This window comes from Pseudomonas sp. LBUM1657, from assembly GCF_059716075.1.
Window position 1 is genome coordinate 2784542 of record NZ_CP166799.1, and the last position, 21377, is coordinate 2805918.

At 57.9% G+C, this 21377-nt stretch carries 22 protein-coding genes; 11 read left to right on the forward strand and 11 right to left on the reverse strand.

Features of this window, described 5'->3' with window-relative positions; translation table 11 throughout:
* Positions 1–9 precede the first annotated feature (9 nt).
* Genes ACA055_RS12890 through ACA055_RS12910 form a run of 5 tightly spaced genes read right to left on the reverse strand, consistent with a single transcriptional unit; the run spans position 10 to position 4266 of the window.
* Positions 10–654, reverse strand: coding sequence for a tetratricopeptide repeat protein (locus tag ACA055_RS12890; RefSeq protein WP_497683975.1), 645 nt, complete (start codon positions 652–654; stop codon positions 10–12).
* Positions 651–1460 carry an SDR family oxidoreductase gene (locus tag ACA055_RS12895; protein ID WP_497683976.1) on the reverse strand — a complete coding sequence of 270 codons (810 nt, stop codon included), beginning with the start codon at positions 1458–1460 and terminating at the stop codon, positions 651–653. Before ACA055_RS12895 ends, ACA055_RS12890 begins: the two co-directional genes overlap by 4 nt.
* Complete coding sequence (locus ACA055_RS12900; protein ID WP_497683977.1) at positions 1447–2121, reverse strand: iron-containing redox enzyme family protein; 675 nt, start codon at positions 2119–2121, stop codon at positions 1447–1449. The genes ACA055_RS12895 and ACA055_RS12900 overlap by 14 nt, the downstream gene beginning before the upstream one ends.
* Complete coding sequence (locus ACA055_RS12905) at positions 2118–3599, reverse strand: AMP-binding protein (protein ID WP_497683978.1); 1482 nt, start codon at positions 3597–3599, stop codon at positions 2118–2120. Before ACA055_RS12905 ends, ACA055_RS12900 begins: the two co-directional genes overlap by 4 nt.
* Positions 3589–4266: a thermostable hemolysin gene (locus ACA055_RS12910; protein WP_497683979.1), complete on the reverse strand. Its 678-nt coding sequence runs from the start codon at positions 4264–4266 to the stop codon at positions 3589–3591. Before ACA055_RS12910 ends, ACA055_RS12905 begins: the two co-directional genes overlap by 11 nt.
* 207 nt (positions 4267–4473) lie before the next feature.
* Between ACA055_RS12910 and ACA055_RS12915 the strand changes: the two genes are divergently transcribed.
* On the forward strand, positions 4474–5046 hold the full coding sequence (locus ACA055_RS12915; RefSeq protein ID WP_497683980.1) for a cytochrome b: 573 nt from the start codon (positions 4474–4476) through the stop codon (positions 5044–5046).
* On the opposite strand, the gene ACA055_RS12920 is transcribed toward ACA055_RS12915, so the two are convergent.
* The 5 genes from ACA055_RS12920 to ACA055_RS12940 all read right to left on the reverse strand — a co-directional run bounded on the left by ACA055_RS12920 (position 5027) and on the right by ACA055_RS12940 (position 10925).
* Positions 5027–6133, reverse strand: coding sequence for a DNA alkylation repair protein (locus ACA055_RS12920; protein ID WP_497683981.1), 1107 nt, complete (start codon positions 6131–6133; stop codon positions 5027–5029). The genes ACA055_RS12915 and ACA055_RS12920 overlap by 20 nt on opposite strands.
* A gap of 160 nt (positions 6134–6293) precedes the next feature.
* Positions 6294–8102 carry a monovalent cation:proton antiporter-2 (CPA2) family protein gene (locus tag ACA055_RS12925; RefSeq protein ID WP_497683982.1) on the reverse strand — a complete coding sequence of 603 codons (1809 nt, stop codon included), beginning with the start codon at positions 8100–8102 and terminating at the stop codon, positions 6294–6296.
* 261 nt (positions 8103–8363) lie between these two features.
* On the reverse strand, positions 8364–9437 hold the full coding sequence (locus tag ACA055_RS12930; RefSeq protein WP_497683983.1) for a diguanylate cyclase domain-containing protein: 1074 nt from the start codon (positions 9435–9437) through the stop codon (positions 8364–8366).
* 103 nt (positions 9438–9540) lie between these two features.
* Positions 9541–9864, reverse strand: coding sequence for a protealysin inhibitor emfourin (locus ACA055_RS12935; RefSeq protein ID WP_497683984.1), 324 nt, complete (start codon positions 9862–9864; stop codon positions 9541–9543).
* Positions 9861–10925, reverse strand: coding sequence for a M4 family metallopeptidase (locus ACA055_RS12940; RefSeq protein WP_497683985.1), 1065 nt, complete (start codon positions 10923–10925; stop codon positions 9861–9863). Before ACA055_RS12940 ends, ACA055_RS12935 begins: the two co-directional genes overlap by 4 nt.
* Positions 10926–11069: 144 nt before the next feature.
* On the opposite strand from ACA055_RS12940, the gene ACA055_RS12945 reads away from it, so the two are divergent.
* Positions 11070–11408 carry an FKBP-type peptidyl-prolyl cis-trans isomerase gene (locus ACA055_RS12945; protein ID WP_497683986.1) on the forward strand — a complete coding sequence of 113 codons (339 nt, stop codon included), beginning with the start codon at positions 11070–11072 and terminating at the stop codon, positions 11406–11408.
* A 140-nt stretch (positions 11409–11548) separates the two neighbouring features.
* On the opposite strand, the gene ACA055_RS12950 is transcribed toward ACA055_RS12945, so the two are convergent.
* Positions 11549–12676 carry a cytochrome P450 gene (locus ACA055_RS12950; RefSeq protein WP_497683987.1) on the reverse strand — a complete coding sequence of 376 codons (1128 nt, stop codon included), beginning with the start codon at positions 12674–12676 and terminating at the stop codon, positions 11549–11551.
* An 82-nt stretch (positions 12677–12758) separates the two neighbouring features.
* On the opposite strand from ACA055_RS12950, the gene ACA055_RS12955 reads away from it, so the two are divergent.
* The 9 genes from ACA055_RS12955 to ACA055_RS12995 all read left to right on the forward strand — a co-directional run bounded on the left by ACA055_RS12955 (position 12759) and on the right by ACA055_RS12995 (position 21301).
* On the forward strand, positions 12759–13544 hold the full coding sequence (locus ACA055_RS12955) for an ArsR/SmtB family transcription factor (RefSeq protein ID WP_497683988.1): 786 nt from the start codon (positions 12759–12761) through the stop codon (positions 13542–13544).
* A gap of 142 nt (positions 13545–13686) precedes the next feature.
* Positions 13687–15042 (forward strand): phenylacetate--CoA ligase family protein, encoded by a 1356-nt coding sequence (locus tag ACA055_RS12960; RefSeq protein ID WP_497683989.1) that lies wholly within the window; start codon positions 13687–13689, stop codon positions 15040–15042.
* Positions 15043–15054: 12 nt separating this feature from the next.
* Positions 15055–15609 carry an acetyltransferase gene (locus tag ACA055_RS12965; protein ID WP_497683990.1) on the forward strand — a complete coding sequence of 185 codons (555 nt, stop codon included), beginning with the start codon at positions 15055–15057 and terminating at the stop codon, positions 15607–15609.
* Entirely contained in the window at positions 15602–16288 is a 687-nt protein-coding gene (locus ACA055_RS12970; protein WP_497683991.1) for an iron-containing redox enzyme family protein, read from the forward strand. Before ACA055_RS12965 ends, ACA055_RS12970 begins: the two co-directional genes overlap by 8 nt.
* A gap of 4 nt (positions 16289–16292) precedes the next feature.
* Positions 16293–16904, forward strand: coding sequence for a flavodoxin family protein (locus ACA055_RS12975; RefSeq protein WP_497683992.1), 612 nt, complete (start codon positions 16293–16295; stop codon positions 16902–16904).
* A 7-nt stretch (positions 16905–16911) separates the two neighbouring features.
* Positions 16912–17796 (forward strand): DMT family transporter, encoded by an 885-nt coding sequence (locus tag ACA055_RS12980; RefSeq protein ID WP_497683993.1) that lies wholly within the window; start codon positions 16912–16914, stop codon positions 17794–17796.
* Positions 17797–17825: 29 nt separating this feature from the next.
* Positions 17826–18698: an alpha/beta fold hydrolase gene (locus ACA055_RS12985; protein WP_497683994.1), complete on the forward strand. Its 873-nt coding sequence runs from the start codon at positions 17826–17828 to the stop codon at positions 18696–18698.
* 537 nt (positions 18699–19235) lie between these two features.
* Positions 19236–20711, forward strand: a complete 1476-nt coding sequence (locus tag ACA055_RS12990) for an anthranilate synthase component I family protein (RefSeq protein ID WP_497683995.1) — start codon at positions 19236–19238, stop codon at positions 20709–20711.
* A complete protein-coding gene (locus tag ACA055_RS12995) occupies positions 20708–21301 on the forward strand; it encodes an anthranilate synthase component II (protein WP_497683996.1) in 594 nt (197 codons plus the stop codon). The genes ACA055_RS12990 and ACA055_RS12995 overlap by 4 nt, the downstream gene beginning before the upstream one ends.
* The last annotated feature ends 76 nt before the right edge of the window (positions 21302–21377 follow it).

A 21377-nucleotide genomic window follows, 5' to 3' on the forward strand; every position in this document is an offset into this window, starting at 1 on the left:
GTGCTCCTGTCAGTCGAGTTTCTTGTTCACGTCCACCAGCAATGCTTCGATCTCTTTGCGGCGCCCGGCGTCGGCGGTTTCCCGGCCTGGCCTTGGGTCTGCCTGCAAGGCTTTTTGCAGCGCGCCCCTGGCTTCGCTGTAACGTTTTTGACGGTAGAGGTGATCGCCCCAGAAGTACAGACTGTCGATGCCGGTGGGGTTCAGTTGCAAGGCTTGTTTAAGCAATTGCTCCGCCTTGTCGGCGTCGCCGAAGCCGATGGGCCAGCCGGGTACGCGATCGTACAGTGCGCCCAGGCTGGTGTAGGCCGAGCCTTGCAGGGCTTTGGGGTCCAGGGCCAGGGCTTTTTCCAGATCGACTTTCGCATCCTTGACCTTGCTCAGCGCCCCGAGCCCGCCCTGGGCACCGGCCCAACTGCTGGTGACGATGCCGGACCAGATCCAGGCCTCGGCCACCGATTGGCGTTCCTGAGTGAACGCCGATGCCTGGACGGCGAGTTTTTCGAAAGCCACAGTGCGTTGGTCCGCGGGCAACTCATATTGAATGTGCGCCCAGCTTTGCTGGATGCCGTTGAGGCGTTGCTGGTCGGCGTTATCCAAGGCCCAGACGCTTTGGCTCAAGGCTCCCAGCAACAGGAAAGCGGCAATTTTTTTCATGGTTTGAAATGCTCGTTGTCGGGCTTCTGACTCAGGCGGCGGACCAGTGGCAATTGCTTGCGCAAACCACGGTCCACCAGATTGGGCAGCAGGCTGTTCAGGCGCACGAAAAAGCGCTCTGGCCAGCCAAGGTACAAGTCGCGGCGGTCGCCGGCGATGGCGTGCATCACCGCCGAGGCGACTATTTGCGGGTCGTCGACATTGAATTTGAGTGCGTCATTCAAAGCCTGCGCCGCCGGGCTGTTCATGCTCGTGCGGGTGGCACGGGGCGCGACATACAAAACACCGACCCGGCTGTCCGCCAGTTCCCGGCGCAGGGCTTCAGAAAAACCGCGCAAGGCAAATTTGGTCGCGCAATAGCTGGCGTAACCGGGGTAGCCAATGGAGCCGTAGGTCGAACCGACATTCACCACCATCGCGCTTTCGGCTTGCTTGAGCAGCGGCAGCAATATCTTGGTCAGGCAGATCGGAGCGCTGATGTTCACCGCCAGCATCGCGTTGACGTCGCTGTCATCGAGTTGTTCAAGCATGGCGAAGTGATTGACCCCGGCGGCGTTGATCAGCAGGTTGATTCCGTCGATGGCTTGCGCTGCGGCCAGTACTTTGCGCCGGTCGGCGAGGAACGTCAGGTCGGCCCCCACCCAGTACAAATGTTGCGGATAGCGATCGAGCAAAGGCTCCAACGGTTCCCGATGCCGAGCCACTGCCAACACCTTGGCACCACTGGCACACAAGGCGGTGGCGATCGCCAGGCCGATGCCACCACTGGCACCGGTCAGTACCACACGAGCCTCAGACAGGCGCATGCAGGTTCTCCCCGTCACGCGGCAGGCCGCGGAACATGTCGGTGTAAAGCCTGTACACCACTTTGGAGGCGTGAATCACGGCGGCCTGATCGGCCGGATCGTCAAGGGTGTTCATCAGTCGGCGGTAGGTTTGCATGTGCTCGATATCCAGGGAACCGTGCGTGCTGAGGTAGCTGAAGGCACTTTCCGGCAGGTCCAGCCGTTCGCGAATGCTGCCGGCGGCGTGGGTGGCCAGGGCAATGCTGGTGCCTTCCAGTACGTTGACCATGCCGAACAGTCCGACCGGGTTGTCCCGGGCAATCAGGTCGTAGAGAAAGCTGACCATCAATTCGATCGGCATGCAGGGACGACCTTCGCGCACCGCGTCTTTGTCGCCGCCGCAGGCTTCGATGTCGTTAAGCACCCATTGTTCGTGGCCGTATTCATCCTCGATGTACTCGCATACCGCTTCACTCAGCCATTCCAGGCGCATCGACAATTTCGCACCGCAGGCCATCATCAAAGGCACGGTGTGGCGCACGTGGTAATAGGCTTGCGCGAGGAAGGCGCGGTAGCTTTCCAGGCTGACTTTACCCTCCAGGGCATCACGGATAATCGGCAGATTGAACAGCGTGTGGCGTTCTTGCTGAGTGGCTTCTTGCAAGGTGTCGAAAAAACTCATGATGCGGATTCCTCAGAAAGTGCGAATTCGGTCAGTTGCGCCCGGTAACGCTCGACGATGGCGTCGCGACGCGGGCGACCATTGGCGGTCAGCAGGCCATTGGCGGGGGTGAAGGGTTGAACCAGACGTGTCCAGTCATGGACCTGGGCGTAGTCGGGCAAGGCCTCGTTGGCCTCAGTCACGGCGGCGGCCAGTTCTTCGTCGGTGCAATCCGCGCGGTGGGGCCAGAGCAGCGCATGGTTACGCGGCATCGCTTCGCCGTAGACAAAGGCCTGGGCGATATGGCGGCGTTGGGTCAATTCGGCCTCGACCCACTCCGGGTTCACATTGCGGCCAAAACTGGTGACGAATTGATGTTTCTTGCGCCCCTTGAGGTAGAGAAAACCCTCGGGATCGAACTCGCCGAGATCGCCGCTGGGCCACCATTGACTGGTGTGCGGCGCCTCTCCCAGATAGCCGAGCAGGGTCGATCCCTTGATCAGCACTTCGCCGTCTTCGGCCAGACGAATCTCCAGACGGGGCAGGGGTCGGCCAACACTGCCAGGGCGGCGCGATTCAGGCCGATTTAGGCACACCACCGACGCGCACTCCGACAGCCCGTAGCCTTCGTAAACCGGTATGCCGACGCGTTGCGCGCGATGCAATAACGCTTCGCAAACCCGCGCGCCACCCACGGCGGCAAAACGCAACGCGTAGGGCCTGAAGGCTTTCTGTTCCGCTGCGCTGACCAGTACCAGTAGCAACTGCGGCACCAGAATCAAGCTTTCGGGCGCACGGGTGGCCAGGCAATCCAGCAGTCGCGGCACATCAACACCGCTGGCGCCCTGGATGCCCAGGGTTTTCTGGCTGGGCAGACTCAGGGTTGCGCCGGCATACAACGCGGCATAGCAACCCAGGTTTTCCAACAGTATTGCCAAGGGCAACAAGGTCAGATGATGTTGCGCATGGGTGGGTTTGCTGGCCTGATCCAGCTCGCGGGCGACGGTCAAAATGCTCTCGGCGCTCAGGCACACGCCTTTCGGTGTGCCGGTGGTGCCGGAGGTGAAAGTCAGTTTGGCGGTGCCTTCGGGCAGCCGACTCGGGCCGCTAAAGGTGCGGCGCCAGAACTCACCGGTTTTTTCGTAGGCGGCTGCTTGCAGTTCGGCGTCCAGCCCCGGATCAGCAATTACCAGACCGGCCTGGCTTTGCTCCAGGCAATGACTGCGTTGAGCCGGGCTGAAGAAGGGCGGCAACGTCAGGCAGGTCAGGCCTTCGAACAGCGCGGCAAGGTCCCAGAGCATCGCCTCGACGCCATTGTCCAGGGCCAGCGCAACCACGTTGACGTTTTCATCGCGCAGACGCTGCTGGCGATACACCACTTCGGCATAGAGCGTGGCGTAGTCCATTTTCAGCTGATCACCCCACAGCGCGGTGGCATTGGTCTTGCGTTCAGCATGGCGGCGCAGGGTCTGTTTGAAGCGCTCCATTTCAGGCGACATGGCTGGCTTCCTCGAAGGACGACGACAACCCCAGGCGATTGAACATCCCGATATTGCGCAAATGAATAAAACCGGCGCGGATGTTGCCAACGTGCACCCAGGGCTTGCTCTCGTAGTAACTGCCCCAGCTATGGCGGTCGTCGCCCAGCCGCGCGGGGTCGGCCGCGCAGAGGGTCACGGGTTTCAAGCCCAGGCGATGAAAACTGTTCACCAGGCCGATGTTGCCGGTGAACGCCACCCATTCCAGGCCACCCATGGCCAACAGGTAAGTGATGGCGATGATGCTCATTCGCGCACTGCCAGTGTCGCTGGCGGCCAGGTTACCCACCTCGACGATACCGGCCCGGTCCACGGGGCGGTCAGCAGCGGCGCTGATCAGCGGATCGATCGGTTCGTCCAGGTAACGCTCCAGAAACAGCGCTTCACTATTCGCCAGCCGCACACCGGCTACGGCACAGAGCCCACCCGACGCGTTATTCATGCCAAACAGTTCAGGCATGAAATGACGGATGTCGGCCCCATGGGCCTTGCGGAAACGTTGCTGGATAAAGGCTTCGAAAACTGGACGCTGGGGCTCGTCCGGTAACGCTCTAGCCAGACTCATTTGTGGTGTTTCGCCTTTGCCGAAGTGCAGGGGCAAAGGAATGTTCCAGTCGAAATGGAGCATTGGAAGACGCCTCCCGGGGTAAGTTTGGAAGGAGTATCCGAGGCATTTCTTAACGGAGTCTGAAGGTGGTGAAAAGAGTGTTTTGGGGTTGTCTTCAGATTGTCTTAAGGCTGGGCGGGCAGGGTGACGCCAGTCGGTTCGGTGCCCCACCGGACCCGGGCTGCGCGAATGAGTCGGCAGTCGGTTTTGACATTCATGAGGTTCACTATGACCCACGATTCAACAACACAGCGGTACGCAAAGCTGTCGATCACTTTGCATTGGCTGATGCTGGCGCTGTTTATCGGTGTGTATGGTTGCATCGAAATCAAGGGCCTGTTGCCGCGCGGCGATACCTTGAGGAGCCTTTTTCTCGGGCAGCATGGATTATTCGGGCTGAGCATTTTTGTGCTGGTCTGGGTCCGCTTGCTCGGGCGGCTCACCCCGCGCCCGCCCATTACACCGGCACTGCCCACTTGGCAGACCACTGTTTCGCATCTGATGCACCTGGCGTTGTATGGCCTGATGATCGCCACGCCGGTATTGGCCTGGCTGATGCTGTCGGCAGGTGGCAAGCCAATGCCTTATTTCGGTTTTTTACTGCCATCGCCAGTGGCAGTCGATCCGGCCCTGGCCAAGCAGTTCAAGTATTGGCACGAACTGATCGGCAGCGCCGGTTACTGGCTCATTGGATTGCACGCGGCGGCGGGGTTGTTCCATCACTATTGGGTTCGCGACAACACCCTGACGCGCATGCTGCCCGGCCGTAACGGCAATGCCCTCAATCAGCGGCAGCGATAATCTCGAACCCCGTGCTGGCCAGGCGTTCACCGTTCACCAGAATGTGCACGGCATGCGGGCCAAGGTAGTGCCTGCGGGTGGTGAGCTCCTTGATGTGCTGGCCACGGGCGATGAACTCGGCAGCCTTGCCGGGCAGCGTCAGGGCCTTGAGCTTGAACACCTTCGCCGACGTGCTGCCATTGGCTTTGACGTAATCGATGGCGTAGTCGATCACCAGTCGTTGACTGTCCGGCACGGTGGATTTCACGGTGAAAGACAGGGTGATTTTCTCACCCAGGCGGATCACTGCGGGTTCCACTTTCACATCAATGATCTCGACCTCAGGCTTGCCGCCCGCACCGATGATTGCCAGCGCCCGCTGATTGCCTTGTTTGATCAGGCTGCGCAAAGCCTGTTTGGCGATCCACGCGGTGTGTTTGTTGTCCAGTGACCAGCCTTCGATCAGGTCCAGCACCCAGTCGGGATGATCCTTGGTGATGTCGTTGAGGTGGTTGGCGACGGATTTGCGCACGTAGAGGCTGTTATCGGCCTTGAGGTTGTCGAGGATCGCCGCCGCCAGGGTCGGATCGGCCTGAACCTGTTCCAGGCGAAACGACCAGGGCAAGCGCGGTCGGCTGCCTTCGCTGGCCAGGCGCCGGACATGTTCGTTGTCGTCCAGGGACCAGTCGTGCATCCGCGCCAGTGTGGGTTTGATATCGCTGCGCAAAAAATGGCGGATCGCGAATTCCGAGGAGCCGAACGCGGTGAAGTATTTCAGCGCTGCCATGGACTGCTCGAACGCATGACCGCCATACATCGCGACGTAATGCGGCAACGAGATGCTGACAAAGCCGCTGTTCAGACGTGGGGCGAGGGCGTAAAGCACCTCAAGCGTCTCTTCGTAACTCAACGGCAAGACTGCATGCAGGCACTCGCTGACCCGGGCCATCCGCTGCATGATCGACAATTGCGCGAGCCCTTCGTTGGCCATTTTCAGGAAGGCTTTGGCATCGAACTCGGGATAGACCGCCGTCATTTCGGTGGCGATGTGCTGGAGGCGTTCGACGTTGAAGATTTCTTTCAGGGCGGGGGAGGATTGGTCCGGCATCGTGGTTCCTTGTGATTTCTGGTTTACCTGAAGTACCGCGTTATCGTTCTTCGCGAGCAAGCCCGCTCCCACATGGGGCCTTTGGTGAACACAGGATTTATGTACGACCGAGATCCAGTGTGGGAGCGGGCTTGCTCGCGAAGAGGCCCTCTCAATCACCTCAACTCTTACCCGCTTCCTCTTCCAGTTGATCCGCCTCAAACAACCTTGCCAGTTCCGCCCGGGCTTCCTGGGCGGTCTGCAGCACCTTCGCCGCATCGTCATAAATTGCGTGCTGGGCTTCCAGCACTTGTTCATCGTGATGCTTGAAGCGTTTGATCCGCGCGTCCGCCTGAGCCTGGGTCAGCCCCAGCCCGACCAGCGTACGCCGGCTCATTTCCAGACTGGAGTAATAGGTTTCCCGAATCGCCTCGGCGCCAATGTCCACCAATCGGTGCACATGCTGACGGTTGCGCGCCCGGGCGATGATTTTCATGTGGGGGTAGAGCTTGTGCACCAGCTCGGCGGTCTTGATGTTGGTGTCCGGGTCGTCGGTGGCGATGACAAAGTATTCCGCTTGCTCGACCTTGGCCGCACTGAGGATTTCCGGGCGCATCGGGTCGCCGTAGAACACCGGCACACCGCCGAAGCTGCGGGACAGTTCGATGGTTTCCACCGAGGTATCGAGGGCGACGAACTTGATGTTCTGCGCCCGCAGGATCCGCGCCACGATCTGCCCCATCCGGCCCATGCCGGCGATCACCACCCGCGGTGTGTCGGTGTCGATTTCGCGGAATTTCTCCGGCACCACCACAGGCTGGACCTTGGGGCTGACCAAGCGTGCGCACAGCAGTAACAGCAACGGCGTCAGGGCCATGGACAAGGTAATCGTCAGCACCAGCAAGTCGTAAAGGCGTGGCTCGAACAGACCTTGGTCGCGACCGATCTTGAACACCACAAAGGCAAACTCACCACCGGCTGCCAGCACGATGCCGAGGCGAATGGCATTAACCTTGCCCAGACCACCGGCCAATCGACCAACCACGAACAGCAGCGGCAGTTTGATTGCGATCAGCAACAGGGTCAGGCCCAACACCGTGATGGGCGCGCTCAGCAGCAGGCTCAGGTTGGCGCCCATGCCCACGCTGATAAAGAACAGCCCCAACAACAGACCTTTAAACGGCTCGATCTGGGCTTCCAGCTCGTGACGGTATTCGGAGTCGGCCAGCAGGAGTCCGGCGAGGAACGCACCGAGCGCCATCGACACGCCGACCAGGTCCATCAGCCACGCGGTGCCGATCACCACCAAGAGCGCGGTGGCGGTGGAGACTTCCGGCAAACCGGTTTTGGCCACCACGCGGAACACCGGGCGCAACAGATAACGTCCGCCGATCACCACCACCGCAATGCTGCCCAGCACCCGCAAACCGTGGTTCACATCCTCGGTCGCCGTGCTGGTGTGATCGCCGCCGGCCAACAGCGGCACCATGGCGATCAGCGGGATTGCGGCGATGTCCTGGAACAGCAGGATCGCGAACGCCAAACGCCCATGGGGGCTGGTCAGTTCCTTGCGCTCGGCCAGGCTTTGCAGGCCAAAAGCAGTGGACGACAGGGCCAGACCCAGGCCCAGCACGATCGCGCTGTTCAACGACTGACCGAACATGAACAACGCCACCACGCCAATCACCGACCCGGTCAGCAGCACCTGCGCCAGACCGACGCCGAACACCGATTTGCGCATCACCCACAAACGTCGCGGCGACAGCTCCAGGCCGATAATGAACAGGAGCAACACCACCCCGAGTTCGGAAATATGGCTGACGCTTTGCGGATTGCCAATCAAGCCCAGCACCGACGGCCCGATGATCACCCCGGCAAACAGATAACCCAGCACAGCCCCCAATTGCAGGCGCTTGGCCAAGGGCACGGTGAGCACCGCCGCGAGCAAAAAGACGACAGCGGCTTGCAACAGGTTGCCTTCATGGGGCATGGCTAACTCCAACGACTCGATACGGCGGGGGCGACAAGGATAAAGGCTGGACTCCCCGAAGATCTACTGTGGGAGCGGGCTTGCTCGCAAAAGCGGTTTTTCAGTCACATCGATGTTGGCTGTGCTGCCGTCTTCGCGAGCAAGCCCGCTCCCACAGGGTTTAATGGGTGTACGCAAGATCTGTGATCAACCGGAATCACTGTGGGAGCGGGCTTGCCTGCGAAGGCAATCTCAACGGCAACCGAGCAATCCTGAACAGAATCATTCGCTATGAGCGCGCACCGGGCTCTGAGTGCCCAATCGATACTGATTATTCCCACTGCGCTTGGCCTCGTACATCGCCAGGTCCGCAATGTGAATCAGCCGGTCCATGCTCGGCGCATGGTCGGGGAACACCGCGACGCCAAGGCTGGTGCCGATGTGGCGCTGGTCGTTGCCGATGGTCACCGGCGGTGAGAGTTCGACGAAGATTTTCTGGCAGATGCGCCGGGCTTCGTCTTGCAAGCTGTTGTTCTGGGGCAGACCTTGCAGAATCACCACGAATTCGTCGCCGCCGATACGGGCGACGGTGTCGGTTGAACGCAGGATTCTTTTCAGCCGGGTGGCGGTGGTGACCAGTACCCGGTCGCCGGCCGCATGACCGTAGTGGTCGTTGATCGCCTTGAAACCATTGAGGTCGACAAACACCAGCGCCACCCTGGTTGCGCTGACGCGCGCCTGTTCCAGCGCTTCGGACAGGCGTTCTTCGAGCACCAGCCGATTGGGCAGGCCGGTCAACGGGTCGTAATGGGCCAGGTGCTGCAGGTAACTGGCGGAGGCTTTTTCTTCGGTGATGTCGCGCACCACGCCCATCATCTTGATCGTTGCATCCTGCTCGTTCTTGACCACATTGCCGGTCTCGCGCAACCAGCGAATGGTGCCGTCGGGCCAGATGACCCGGTATTCCTCGTCATGATTTTCACCGGTTTCCAGGCAACGCAGCTCACCGGCCCGGACCTTGGCCCGGTCGTCCGGGTGGACGCAGGCGCAGAACAGTGCGTAGGAGGGCGTTACTTCGCCGATTTTGAAGCCGAACATGCCGTAGATTGCGTCCGACCAGTAGAGCTTGTCGGTGTCGACATCCCAGTCCCAGGTGCCGATGCGGGCGAAATACTGGCTGCGTTTAAAGCGTTCGATGTCGCCGTCCTGGTGGATATTTTGCCCTCTGGACAAGTCATCGATCAGTGCTCGGCTTTCGGCCAGCTGCTTTTGCAGCGAGCGCTCGCGCCAGATCAGCGCGACGATCACGGCGAGCATTACCGAGCCGATGGCGGCGCTGGTCCAGTCCACATTCATGCAGGGTTTGCCATCGTGGCGTATCAGCCGTATCGGGAGAGATGTGCCTATGTTAGTTCACACCGGCCTCAATCATCAGCCTCTATTGCGAGGCCCGTCACGATTATAACAGCTCGCCTTTGTCCCACAGATGCACCAACTCCCCGGGTGCCCGGTCTTCAGGCACCTTCATCACCATTTGATCGTCCTGCTCGCCACTGCGGTAGCGCACTTCGATTTGATAAAAGCGCTGGTCGCCCTGGCCAGAGGAAGCACTCATCAGTGGCAGACAACCCTCAAGTAACGAACAGATGCGCACGCGTTGGTCGGCATCGCATTGGGCGAATTCGATCTCTCGGGGGCGGGTCAAGGAGTGAATCGCCGCCATGCCGCCCTGGCGGGAGACACGCACCACAGCATTGTCGTCCAGGGGTGGCAAGGTTTTCATTTATCCTCCTGAGCCAGATTGACGCCCACTTCAGACCAACCGTGTCGCACCGCCTCGACTTCCTTCGCGCCAAACCCGTGCCGGGCATGCTCGACGGTCAATCGCGCGAAGGCACTGAAAGATGCCTCGCTGCTCAGGCGTTTATCGCACAGCGTGTCGTACCAGATGCGGCCGGCTTTCTCCCAGGCAAACCCGCCCAGTGCCGTGGCCGCCAGATAAAACGCCCGATTGGGGATGCCCGAATTGATGTGCACCCCACCATTGTCCTCCTGGGTGATCACGAACTTGCGCATGTGATCCGGTTGCGGGTCCTTGCCGAGCAACGGGTCGTCATAGGCCGTGCCCGGATGGGCCATCGAGCGTAAACCTTCCCCTTTGATGCGCGGTGTCAGCAGGTCCGCGCCGATCAGCCAGTCAGCCTGTTCGGCAGTGTGGCCCAACACGTGTTGCTTGATCAGCACGCCAAACACGTCGGACAGCGATTCATTCAACGCCCCGGACTGGTTGGCGTACACCAGACCGGCTTCGCTTTCGATCACGCCGTGCGTCAACTCGTGACCGATCACATCCAGCGAGCGAGTGAAACGTTCGAAGATTTCGCCATCGCCGTCACCGAACACCATTTGCGCGCCGTTCCAGAAGGCGTTCTCGTAGTCCTGGCCGTAATGCACGCTGCCGATCAGCGCAAAACCCTTGTTGTCGATGGAGTCGCGACCCAGCACGTTCCAGAAGAAATCATAGCTGGCACCCAGTGCGTCGTAGGCTTCATCGACCGCCGGATCGCCGGTCGCCGCCTGGCCTTCAAGCCGTACGGGCATGCCGGGCAGGAGCATTTTTCCTTGGGCATCGTGAATGCTGCGCTGCGCCACGCCGGGTTGACCGGGCTGCGGCAGGATCGCGTTTTTCGGAGGGCGCGAAGGCGGGCCTGGGTTGGGCAGCAGGCGGCGGATATGGATCAGCGTGGCCTGGGCGCTGGAACGCTGATGCTCGGAACCGTGGGCGATGATACGGTTGAGAATGTAGGGCGGGATGAAGCTGTACAGCGGTGATGAATCGGTCATCAGAGCATCCTTTCCTGAGTACGAGGTCGTTACTCATGTGAGCCGCTGGCGGTCTTTCGGTTCCGTGGATTGCCTTCAGCGCCGGTTTCTGCGAAAACCTGCGTCCGCGCCCAATCACCGGGCGATCGTGAACGAGTACGAACCATGAACGACGAGTTGCAAATCATCGACCTTGAGCCGGGCGACGGCAAAGCCGCCGTCAAAGGCGCATTGATTACCACCCAATACCGGGGCTGGCTGGAAGACGGCACGGAATTCGATTCTTCCTACAGCCGGGGTAAACCTTTCCAGTGCGTGATTGGCACGGGTCGGGTGATCAAGGGCTGGGATCAAGGGATTATGGGCATGCAGGTTGGCGGCAAACGCAAGTTGCTGGTGCCGGCGCATCTGGCTTATGGCGAGCGCACGATGGGGGCGATACCGCCGAATTCGAACCTGATTTTTGAGATTGAATTGCTGGAAGTCCTGACGCGGGATGATTGAGCGGGTGCTGCATTACGGCGCAAGTGATGCGTCGTTGGTCAGGCCGTCTTCGCGAGCAAGCCCGCTCCCACAGGGCTTTGTGAACGACACATACCCAATGTGGGAGCGGGCTTGCTCGCGAAGAACGATAACGCGGTCGGTCAGTCCTCCGGCAGATCGGTAAAGAGCGGAATCCGACTGTTGAGGGAAGGGCGGTAGTGCCAGCTCAGGCGGTCCAGTGCGGGCTTCATCGCCAGAATCTGCGTCAGCGTGGCGCTGGCGATGCTCATGGCCAGAGCCTGCCCCGGGCATTGATGGCGGCCAGCGCCGAAGGTGAAGCTGCGGCGGTTCGGACGGTCGAGGAGGAAGGCGTCGGGAGTGTCGTTGAGCTGTGGGTCGCGATTAGCCGAAGCCAGTAGCACTAGAATCACGTCGCCGGGGTTCAGGCTCACACCCTCGATCTCGCAAGGCGCGACCACGAAGCGACGGGTGTTCTGCACTGACGGATCGAAGCGCTGGACCTCGGCCAGCAGGTCGTCGATGCGTGCCGGTGCGCTCTGTAATGACGGATTTCGAATCAACGTCAGCAATGCGTTGCCGATCAACCCGGCAGTGGCCTCATACGTCTGGGAAAACAGCCCGATCAGGTTGGCAATCTGCTGTTCAGGGTCGTTCGCTGTCGCGGCGAAACGCTGGCGGATGCCGCTGAGCAGAGCGCTTTGGTTGCCCGGCTCATCCAGCAGTTCGACGAAGTAACCGCGCAGCTGTTCAGCCGCGGCATGGGCGGCGTTCAGCTGGGTTTGATCGCTGAGGGGCGACAGGCATGCCACGAAGTCAGCGGTCAGCTCGCTGATGGCCCGGCCCTGAGCGGGAGAGAACCCCAGCAATGCCGCCACCACACAGACTGGTCCACGGAACATGGCCTTGTACAAACCGTCGGCGCCCGGCGTGATCAGCCTGGCGCCCACCAATGCATTGACTTCATTGACGTCAATCAGCGCCAGCCCCGGCTGAATCGCCGATCTCGGGCAACGCTGGCGCTCCCCGTCATTCATCCGCATCAACTGAGCGAACACCTTGCCGGCCATGCCTTGAGCAATTCCCTTGGGGACCGGCTCACTGGAAGGCCGCACGTGGCAGTCAGGATGCGCCAGCACCGCCGCGACGGCGCGGGCAGTGCTGGCCACCCACAGTTTCAGTCCCTGATGAAAAACCAGCCCACCGTCGGCGCGCAATTGCGCGTAGTAGGGATACGGATCGACATGAGTCGCAGCGATGATCGGGTCCATGGTTCGCAGCCTCGTTCTGGGTTGGAAAAGTGTTGCTACTATCTCCAGTTCAAAAGGGCCTTGATTCGTCCGGGAGCGAAATATGAACGCAGAACAACACGACATTGGCATCTCTCATGTGGCCGCGGCCATTGCGGAACCGGCCCGGACGAAAATCCTCTGCTCGTTGATGGACGGCCACGCCCGCACCAGCACCGAGCTGGCGGCGATTGCCGAGGTCAGCGCCTCCACCGCCAGCGCGCACCTGGCCAAACTCAAGGATCTGGCGCTGGTGCGCTTGCATGTCCAGGGCCGCCATCGTTATTACAGCCTGGCGGACAAACGTGTGGCCCAAGCATTGGAAGCGTTGATGGTGATCGGCCAGAACACCGCGCCGACCTTCAACTCACGCACGCCGGATCGCCTGCAATTCGCTCGCACCTGCTACGACCACATGGCCGGCACGTTGGCGGTGTTGCTGCATGACCGGATGATCGAGGCGGGGTGGCTGCTGGAAACCGATGAGCAGGTTTATCAGCTGAGCGACACCGGCGAACAGTTATTCGAAGGCTTGGGGATCGAAGTCAAAGACCTGAGTACCTTGCGGCGACGCTTTGCCTGCCCATGTCTGGACTGGAGCATGCGTCGGCCGCATCTGGGCGGCTCATTGGGGGCGGCCTTGTTGCAAACCGCGATCAAGCGCAAATGGGTCACCCAGGATCTGGACAGTCGGGCGCTGGCGTTGACGGCGGCGGGGCGTAAGGAATTCAGCAGTCGGTTTGCCGTTGAACTGCCGGCTCAGGTAACGACAGCACAACCCGTATCCACCGAGACCCGACGCCGCGCGATCGCCAGTCCTGCGCCTTTGCCCAGACAAGCCTCCTCTTGAGAGGTCGGCACTAGCATATAGTTTTCGCGCCAACAACTGCTTCAGTAGACAGGTATATGGTTTTTCGTGGCTTGTTAATGTCTGCACCCAGAGAGGGCAGCCTTAATGGCGAAGAACATAAATGTCGATGAGGGAGCAAGTTATGGGTGCAAGAAAGGGGTTTGATGAGTTCACTGTGAAGTATGACGATATTCACCGGGCGTATTGGACCAATACATTAAGTGAAGACGACCTTAAACATTGGCACGAAGAACGGCTTAACACAGTACTCCGACACGTCAAGAGCAAATCCGCTTTCTATGGCAAACACTTTAAAGATATTGATGTCGAAGGCGTCACGCTGGCAAATCTTTCTTCACTGCCTTTTACGACCAAGGACGATTTGAGAGATTCCATGCTGGACATTTTGTCTGGCACCTTGGAAGACAGTATTTATTATTATGAGACCACCGGCACAACCGGCCCGGCGACCCCTTGCCCGCGTGATAAAAAAGAAAGTTACGCCAGTAACAAACAACTCGCGATGGCCTATCAGGCGGTGTTGGAAAAACATTTCCCTACAGAGAAAACCGTTGTAGGCGTCATGGGCCCGACTGAAGTGCATTCCTTCGGCGACACCTTGGGTGATGTCTGTCATCAACTGGGTGTCTGTAACGCCAAAATCTGGCCACATTCCCCGGTCATTGGTTATCCCAAGACGCTCCAGTTGATGAAAGACTTGCGAATCGGTGTAGTCGCTTCGGCACCGGGACTGCTGCTGGCACTGGCCAAGGAAGCCGAGCGGCTGGGTTTCAACCCGCGCGAGGACTTTCATTTGCGGGCGTTCATGATGAGCGGTGAACTTTGTACACCAGCCTTGAAGAACAATTTGTACAGCCTCTGGGGCTGCGAAGCGTACAACAGTCTATATGGCTCCCAGGAAGCAATGATCATTGCTGCTGCCAATACCAGCGACCAACTGATGCCTCATCGGCTCAATTACATCTTTGAGGTATTGAACCCGCAAACGGGCGAGAGTCTGGGTGACAGTGGCGAAGGTGAGCTGTGTGTCACCATGCTGATCGACGGTGTGAAACCCCTGATTCGCTACCGTACGGGGGACCTGGTCTCCATTCAAAAAACGGAGAAACAACCGATCGCCCTGGGGCAAGTGATGAAGGTGGTCGGGCGTGTCAAAGACGCCATGACCCTTAACGGCAAAGCCTTCACGGCGGGCCAGATCGAACAGGCGCTACTTGAAGGTGTCGAGCAATGCCTGGGTTATCAAATCGTTATCAACTGCGTGAACAGCAGGGATACGGTGATCGCCAAAATGGAAATGTCCAGGTTCTACCAAGGTGATCGCAGTCAATTGACGCTGCTGATTCGTGAGCGTGTGCGTGAGCGCCTGGGGGTGGAGGCGACCATCATGATGGTCGATGACCTTGATGATCACGTGAATCTGGGCAGTTGGTTCAGCTGGAAAGAAGCGCGAATTGTCGATCAACGCAGCCGATAGTGAGGGCACTGTATGAGCATGTCCGTGCAAATCGTGTCGGCGAAAAGTGAACTGTTCCAGAAAATCTGCGCTTTAAGATCTCGCTACATTGGTGACAATCCCGCCAGCGAGGAAAGCTTTTCCGATGCCGAGGCATTACGCGATACCTACTCGTACCACATGGCTTATCTGGATGGAAACGAGATTGTCGGCGCCCTGCGGATAACCCCGTTAGGGCATGGCATGAGCTTTGTCGAGCGGGTCATTAATGTGGGGCAATATTTTGCTCATCCAATGGATTCCTTTGATGCCAATCGGCTGGTGTTGGATGAGAAGTACCGAGGCGGTTTGCACTTAAGGTTCTTTCTTTTGCAAACAGCAATTTGGTTGAAGGCCAACACGCAGTTTCGATACATCTCGGCTTTGTGTCGAGGGCGCTTGGCTGCCTTGTATGTCGATATCGGAGGGCATGTTCTGGCCGACGACATTACTTGGAAGAATCATCAATCATCACGTGATTACAGTCTGGTTTACCTGGAACTGGAAACCGTCTTTAACACCATAAAAGGGAAAGTAGCTCATGGATAATTTTTTTAAGGAGCTGGATGCCATTGTTGACAGTGGATGGGCCAAAATCAAAAAAGGCCGTTATTGGAGTCACAGTCTTGAGCAACCCATTACCGTCGAGCTTTATCAGCAGGTAATGCTTCAGGTTTATCATTACACCCGGTTCAACTCGATCAATCAGGCCGCTTGTGCATTCAGCGCAGATCCGTCCCAGACAACGCTGCTGCGGTTCGTTTACAAGCACGCGCTCGAAGAGCTGGGCCACGAGAAAATGGTTATTCGTGACTTGGAGTCCATCGGTGCCTTGCCTGCGTCGATGCCTGCACCGCTTCCTCCCACTCAGGCGCTGATCGCTTACCTGAACGATGTGGCCATCCGCCTGGGACCGATTGCCCGTTTGGGGTACAGCTATTGGGCGGAAGAGGTGTATGACCACATCCAACCCATCCTGAACAAGTTCCGCGTAGACCTGGGGCTTAAAGACGAGCAGATGACGTTTTTTGTCGCTCATTCGACTATTGATGAAAAACACTCCGAAGAAGTGCGCCTGGCGATGCAGCGCGCGGTGAAGACGGATGGAGAGCGGGCGCTGATCAAAGAAGTGGCGAGGGTGACGTTGTACCTCACCGGCCAGTTGCTGGAAGAGTCGCTGCTGGAATATGAGCGTCTCGCTCACGCGCCATTGGCCGAGGCGTCTTGAACTGATGAAGCTGATCGTCATTGTCGGGTCAAGCCGGGCACACGGGGTCAGCAGTCGGGTGGTGTCGTTGATTCGACGCCACCTGGAGGGACGCGCCTCGGTCGAAGATCTCTGGCTTCGCGATTATCGTATCGACTACTGCGATGCCGATAACGCCTGTTCACACATCGATTGTTCCCTGCAGGACGATGTCGCCACGATTGTTGATGAAATGGTGAACGCGGACGCCATCCTGTACCTGCCGGTGATGCATGCTTATGGAACCAACAGCCGTTTCCAGGCGTTTTTGGAGCGTGTGGGATATGGCTTCATGCGTCCCCGTGAGCGCCCGTTGAAAGACAAGCTTGCAGCGGTGGCGGTGGTGGGGCGTCGATACGGTCACACGGCGGTATTTGGCCAGGTGGTGCTTAACGTCCTGCTGAACAAAATGGTGCTGGTCGGTTCGGGGTTTCCGGCCACGTTCAACACGCAACTGGTTCAGGACCCGGAAGCGGAACAGGCCCTGCGGGAAACCCTGGATCGCCTCGTCGAGCACTATCACAAGTTGAACGAACGACCCCGTCGCGGTGCCGAGCGTCTGCGCCTACTCAAGCAAGTCCAATTTCAAACGGGATGATGGATAAATGCCTATTCGAGATTCTTTGATAGCCGTACTGGTGGCGTTCTTGTGGGGGGCACAAGTGACGGCGGTTAAAATTGGCGGGCAGGAGCTTCCGCCTATCCTGATGGTCGCGATGCGCTTCGCCTTAATGGCCGCTGTGTTAGTGCCTTTTTGCGGAATTCCCAAACGCAGTGAAGTGCTTCAAGTGTTCTGGATTGCTTCCCTGGTGGGGGCGCTCCATTTCGGATTGCTGTATTGCGGCATTTCGCGAGTAGATGCCTCGACGTCTGCTGTCGCTTATCAACTGGCGACACCTTTTACCTTGTTGCTGGCCTTTGCGGTATTGGGGGAGCGTATCGCTTTGCCCGTCGTGGGGGGAATTGTCATCGCGCTGCTTGGCGTGCTGACGGTAGTAGGCGGCGTCGGCAAGGGCGGTGCGTTGTCGGGAATATTGCTGGTGATTGCCGCAGCTTTTGCCTTCGCCGTGGGAACGTTGCTCACGAAACGGTGGGGACCTTTCAACCCGGTGGCGATAAGCGCGTGGACAGCGTTGATTGCTGCGCCAGAGTTGCTGATTGTTTCGGCTGCGGTTGAGGGGCACGCATGGGGGGCAGTCCTAACGGCCAGTCCGACGGCCTGGGCCGCTGTTTTGTATACCGCCGTCAGTGGCGGGCTGATTGGATTTGGCCTGTGGTATTGGCTTTTGGGCCGACACCCTGTCCAGCGCCTGACGCCGTTTCTGTTATTGGTGCCGGTGTTTGCGGTCGCGGTCAGTCAGCTTCTCCTGAAAGAAGGCCTATCGCTGAGTCTCGTCGTCGGCGGTGTAGCGGTTTTGGCCGGTGTCGGACTTTGCCAGGTTCGCCTGCAAACCAGGCAGGCTTGCGCAGGCAACAACCTGGCCGATTGATCGGCGAACCCGTTGAGAGGTGATTTTTCATGAAGTGGCCAGGTCAATTGGCATTGTTCGCCTTGCGTTGGAAAAACCGGTTTCGCTACAGACTTAAAATCCGCCGCTGGAAGGCAGATGGTTACGAGATCGCCTATTTGCGCTCAAGCGCCCACGAGGCCGGACCCACCCTGGTGTTTCTCCATGGATTAGGGGCCAGCAAGGATCAGTGGGGACCGTGGATTTACTCGTTGGTGGACGCTTACAACTGCGTTTTTCTGGACCTGCCCGGTGAGGGCGAGTCCTCGTTCGACGGCACGCTAAGCTACAGCCCCGCGGCTCAAGTGGAGCGGCTGAAGGCGTTTTTTGATGCGCAGTCCCTCAAAAACGTCGTATTGATCGGCAGCTCCATTGGCGGCTGCATTGCCTGCCTTTTTGCAGCCGCTTATCCGGCACAGGTTTCACGTTTAATCGCAATGGCACCCGCCGGCTTGCCGGCGGTTAGGTCAAGTCCTGCAATGAGCCAGTTTTTTGAGTCTGGCGAGCATCCGTTTGGGTATCGGTCGGTCAGTGAAATGCAGCGGCTTTGGGATATCGTGTTTACTCAAGCCCCCAAGGTCCCGGCCTTTCTGGCAAAGGCTCTGGCTATCAAGGGCGCGCTTCGCTATGCGAGGGTCGGGAAAATACTGGGGGACTTCAAGGGGGCTGGACTCTACCCGCTTCAAATGCGGCTAGCAGACGTTCAGGCCCGGACCTTGATCGTATGGGGGAGCAATGATCGGGTGTTCGATGTTTCCTGTCTGGATGAGGTCAACAGCCTCTTGCCGCGGGCAAGTGTCTGCATCATCGAGGGGGCCGGGCATATTCCGTATCTGGAGTGTGCCGACCAGACCCTGGGCGCTATCCAGCGATTTCTTGACTGACGGCGATTTTGGAACGTCTACAAACCTGGGTAATTGTAGGTTGACCAGTATTGAACCTATCAGTAGTATCCGATGGGCATTCAGGAATCACTCCTGCAATGCCTTTCAAGACACAGGAAGTCTTAAATGTATTACCGACTATCAGTGCTGAAGAACTCCCTCGGGTCCTCATCCGAGTCCAACACTGCCCATCTTTCGGTTTTCAAAAGCAATATCTGGCGTCGCTAATTTAGCAACCGCCGGTGTCTTGCTGTCTGCTTCAGTCAAACACCCCAAAACAGTGATTCATTAAATAGCCGAGCGCTGTGATTCGATCTTTCGTGGTTGTTTAATCGAAAATCGTATTACACGAATGGTGCGGTAAAGTTCTGTCTCTTTTTCGAGGCATCTCTTTGCGTGACCCCGTGCGCCCGCCTGATTGACGGATCCTCCATATCAATAATCAAGCTGATTGAACTGCTTGGCAGTTTGAGGCGTCGCCCTGTGCGTTCGACTCTCATCTGTGTGAGCGATTAGTAATAATAAAGGAGTAATTATATGAGTGGGATACCGACCCCCGTCAGTGTTCAACTACACACTGAACGCATGAAATGCGATCCACTTGCTGTATACGAAGCGGCTGCAAAAGCACTAGGACCCGATAAGTCCTTTATTCTCGAATCGCTGTCTGGCCCCAGTCGCGATCGTAGGGCGACTATCATCGGAATGGAGCCACTACTGGCGGTTAAGATTTATGAGGGGTACGCGACACTCGAGGGTAATGACCGGCTCACAGCTCATTTAAGAAGTTCACTGTCGGAGCGAGGGATTATTCTGGACAACTGTGGACGTATTAACATTGATTCGAATGATGCAGTATGGGATTTACTGCGTGCGTTACAAACACCTTTTGATGTCCCGCGCCAGTCTAATCCCAGTCTCGCTTTTTTTGGTTACCTCTCCTATGACAGTGTCAGGTTTGTCGAAGATATTCCGGACCTGACCAAGCGAACCTATGACTATCCGATTATTGCCTTGACCGTGTTTCAGACGCTGGTGTATTTCCACGCCAACGGAACCGTGGATGTCATGGTTAACAATTGTTCTCTATGGAAGTCCCGCAGCACCGATGACTATGCCGCACTGTTGGCCGATGCCGTGGGCAGTCCGGCCTCTGACGCGCCGATTGTTTACCCCTCCGTTACGGTTGCTCGCGACACTGTGGAAAAAGAGCAGTTCCTTGGCTGGGTCGACAAGGCTCTGGAGCATATTCGCCAAGGCGATATCTATCAAATTCAATTGGGTCATGAGGTGCAGGTTGATACGCCGCTCAAGCCCTTTGACGTCTATCGGGCATTGCGCCAAAACAACCCGTCGCCCTACATGTACCTGGCTAACTTGGGCGGGGTCGACTTGATCGGCGCCAGCCCCGAGTTGTTTGTCCGCATCAAGGACGAGCTGATCGAGATGAGACCCATCGCCGGAACCGTCGGAAAAACGCCCGGTGTACCTTCCAGCGAGTTGATCCTGAGCATGACACGCTCTGAAAAAGAGCGAGCGGAGCATTTGATGCTGGTGGATTTGTGCAGAAACGATATTGGTCGCGTCTGCCAGCCAGGATCACTTGAGGTCGATGAGTTGATGTTGGTAGAGGAGTACTCCCATCTCTATCACATGGTGTCAAATGTACGCGGTTTATTGCGAAAAGGATTTGATGCCTTTGATGTTATCAAGGCGTCTTTTCCGGCGGGAACCATGACGGGAGCTCCGAAGATTCGGGCGATGCAAATTATCGAAAGCATGGAAAACAACCGCCGTGGAATCTATGCCGGAGCAGTCGGCCTGATCGGGTTCGACGGTAGCGTCAATACGGCTTTGTGTATTCGTTCAGCGGTTCATAAAGACGGCACCTATTATTTGCGGGCTTCCGCAGGGGTCGTCGCAGATTCGGTTCCGGATAAAGAGTGGACTGAAACATTCTACAAAATGGGTTCTGTTTATCGCGCCGTTACCGGAAAGGAGATGCTGCAATGAAAGTTTTCCTGATTGATGCCTATGACAGCTTTGTATTTATTATCAGCCAGTACCTTGAGCAGTTGGGTCTGGAAACCCACGTAGAGCGCAATGATGTTCCGGACTTGATTAAAAGGATTGAAGCGTATGGCCCGGACTTTTGTGTACTGGGACCTGGGCCCGGCCATCCACTGGAAGCCGGATATATCGAGGTGATCCAGCACTTTAAAGGGCGCCTTCCCCTATTGGGTGTATGCCTTGGGCATCAGGCTATTGGCCTGGCTTTCGGGGGCTCGGTCATTCGGGCTGCACATGTCATGCATGGAAAGATAAGCATGATAAATAACGATGGGCACGGCGTGTACGCCCATACCAATGGCAAGTCGATCAAGGCGACACGCTACCATTCGCTGATTATCGATAACAAAGACTTCCCCGAGGAGCTGGCGGTGACATCCACCTCAAGTGATGACGGATACATCATGGGGGTGCGGCATCGCGAGCATCCGATAGAGGGTGTCCAGTTCCATCCCGAGAGTATTTTGACGGAAGATGGTCTTGGAATATTCAAAAGTTTCATAGACCAGCACTGTCGAAAAATAAAGGCATAAGCGGCGGACAATGGGTTGCCTGTGTCGCAACCCGTGTCTTCAATGTTTCACCGTATCGAAAAAAAGCTTCTATGAG

Coding starts and splice junctions, on each gene's coding strand:
- ACA055_RS12890 (WP_497683975.1), bottom strand. CDS start 654: ATGAAAAAAATTGCCGCTTTCCTGTTGCTGGGAGCCTTGAGCCAAAGC.
- ACA055_RS12895 (WP_497683976.1), bottom strand. CDS start 1,460: ATGCGCCTGTCTGAGGCTCGTGTGGTACTGACCGGTGCCAGTGGTGGC.
- ACA055_RS12900 (WP_497683977.1), bottom strand. CDS start 2,121: ATGAGTTTTTTCGACACCTTGCAAGAAGCCACTCAGCAAGAACGCCAC.
- ACA055_RS12905 (WP_497683978.1), bottom strand. CDS start 3,599: ATGTCGCCTGAAATGGAGCGCTTCAAACAGACCCTGCGCCGCCATGCT.
- ACA055_RS12910 (WP_497683979.1), bottom strand. CDS start 4,266: ATGCTCCATTTCGACTGGAACATTCCTTTGCCCCTGCACTTCGGCAAA.
- ACA055_RS12915 (WP_497683980.1), top strand. CDS start 4,474: ATGACCCACGATTCAACAACACAGCGGTACGCAAAGCTGTCGATCACT.
- ACA055_RS12920 (WP_497683981.1), bottom strand. CDS start 6,133: ATGCCGGACCAATCCTCCCCCGCCCTGAAAGAAATCTTCAACGTCGAA.
- ACA055_RS12925 (WP_497683982.1), bottom strand. CDS start 8,102: ATGCCCCATGAAGGCAACCTGTTGCAAGCCGCTGTCGTCTTTTTGCTC.
- ACA055_RS12930 (WP_497683983.1), bottom strand. CDS start 9,437: ATGAATGTGGACTGGACCAGCGCCGCCATCGGCTCGGTAATGCTCGCC.
- ACA055_RS12935 (WP_497683984.1), bottom strand. CDS start 9,864: ATGAAAACCTTGCCACCCCTGGACGACAATGCTGTGGTGCGTGTCTCC.
- ACA055_RS12940 (WP_497683985.1), bottom strand. CDS start 10,925: ATGACCGATTCATCACCGCTGTACAGCTTCATCCCGCCCTACATTCTC.
- ACA055_RS12945 (WP_497683986.1), top strand. CDS start 11,070: ATGAACGACGAGTTGCAAATCATCGACCTTGAGCCGGGCGACGGCAAA.
- ACA055_RS12950 (WP_497683987.1), bottom strand. CDS start 12,676: ATGGACCCGATCATCGCTGCGACTCATGTCGATCCGTATCCCTACTAC.
- ACA055_RS12955 (WP_497683988.1), top strand. CDS start 12,759: ATGAACGCAGAACAACACGACATTGGCATCTCTCATGTGGCCGCGGCC.
- ACA055_RS12960 (WP_497683989.1), top strand. CDS start 13,687: ATGGGTGCAAGAAAGGGGTTTGATGAGTTCACTGTGAAGTATGACGAT.
- ACA055_RS12965 (WP_497683990.1), top strand. CDS start 15,055: ATGAGCATGTCCGTGCAAATCGTGTCGGCGAAAAGTGAACTGTTCCAG.
- ACA055_RS12970 (WP_497683991.1), top strand. CDS start 15,602: ATGGATAATTTTTTTAAGGAGCTGGATGCCATTGTTGACAGTGGATGG.
- ACA055_RS12975 (WP_497683992.1), top strand. CDS start 16,293: ATGAAGCTGATCGTCATTGTCGGGTCAAGCCGGGCACACGGGGTCAGC.
- ACA055_RS12980 (WP_497683993.1), top strand. CDS start 16,912: ATGCCTATTCGAGATTCTTTGATAGCCGTACTGGTGGCGTTCTTGTGG.
- ACA055_RS12985 (WP_497683994.1), top strand. CDS start 17,826: ATGAAGTGGCCAGGTCAATTGGCATTGTTCGCCTTGCGTTGGAAAAAC.
- ACA055_RS12990 (WP_497683995.1), top strand. CDS start 19,236: ATGAGTGGGATACCGACCCCCGTCAGTGTTCAACTACACACTGAACGC.
- ACA055_RS12995 (WP_497683996.1), top strand. CDS start 20,708: ATGAAAGTTTTCCTGATTGATGCCTATGACAGCTTTGTATTTATTATC.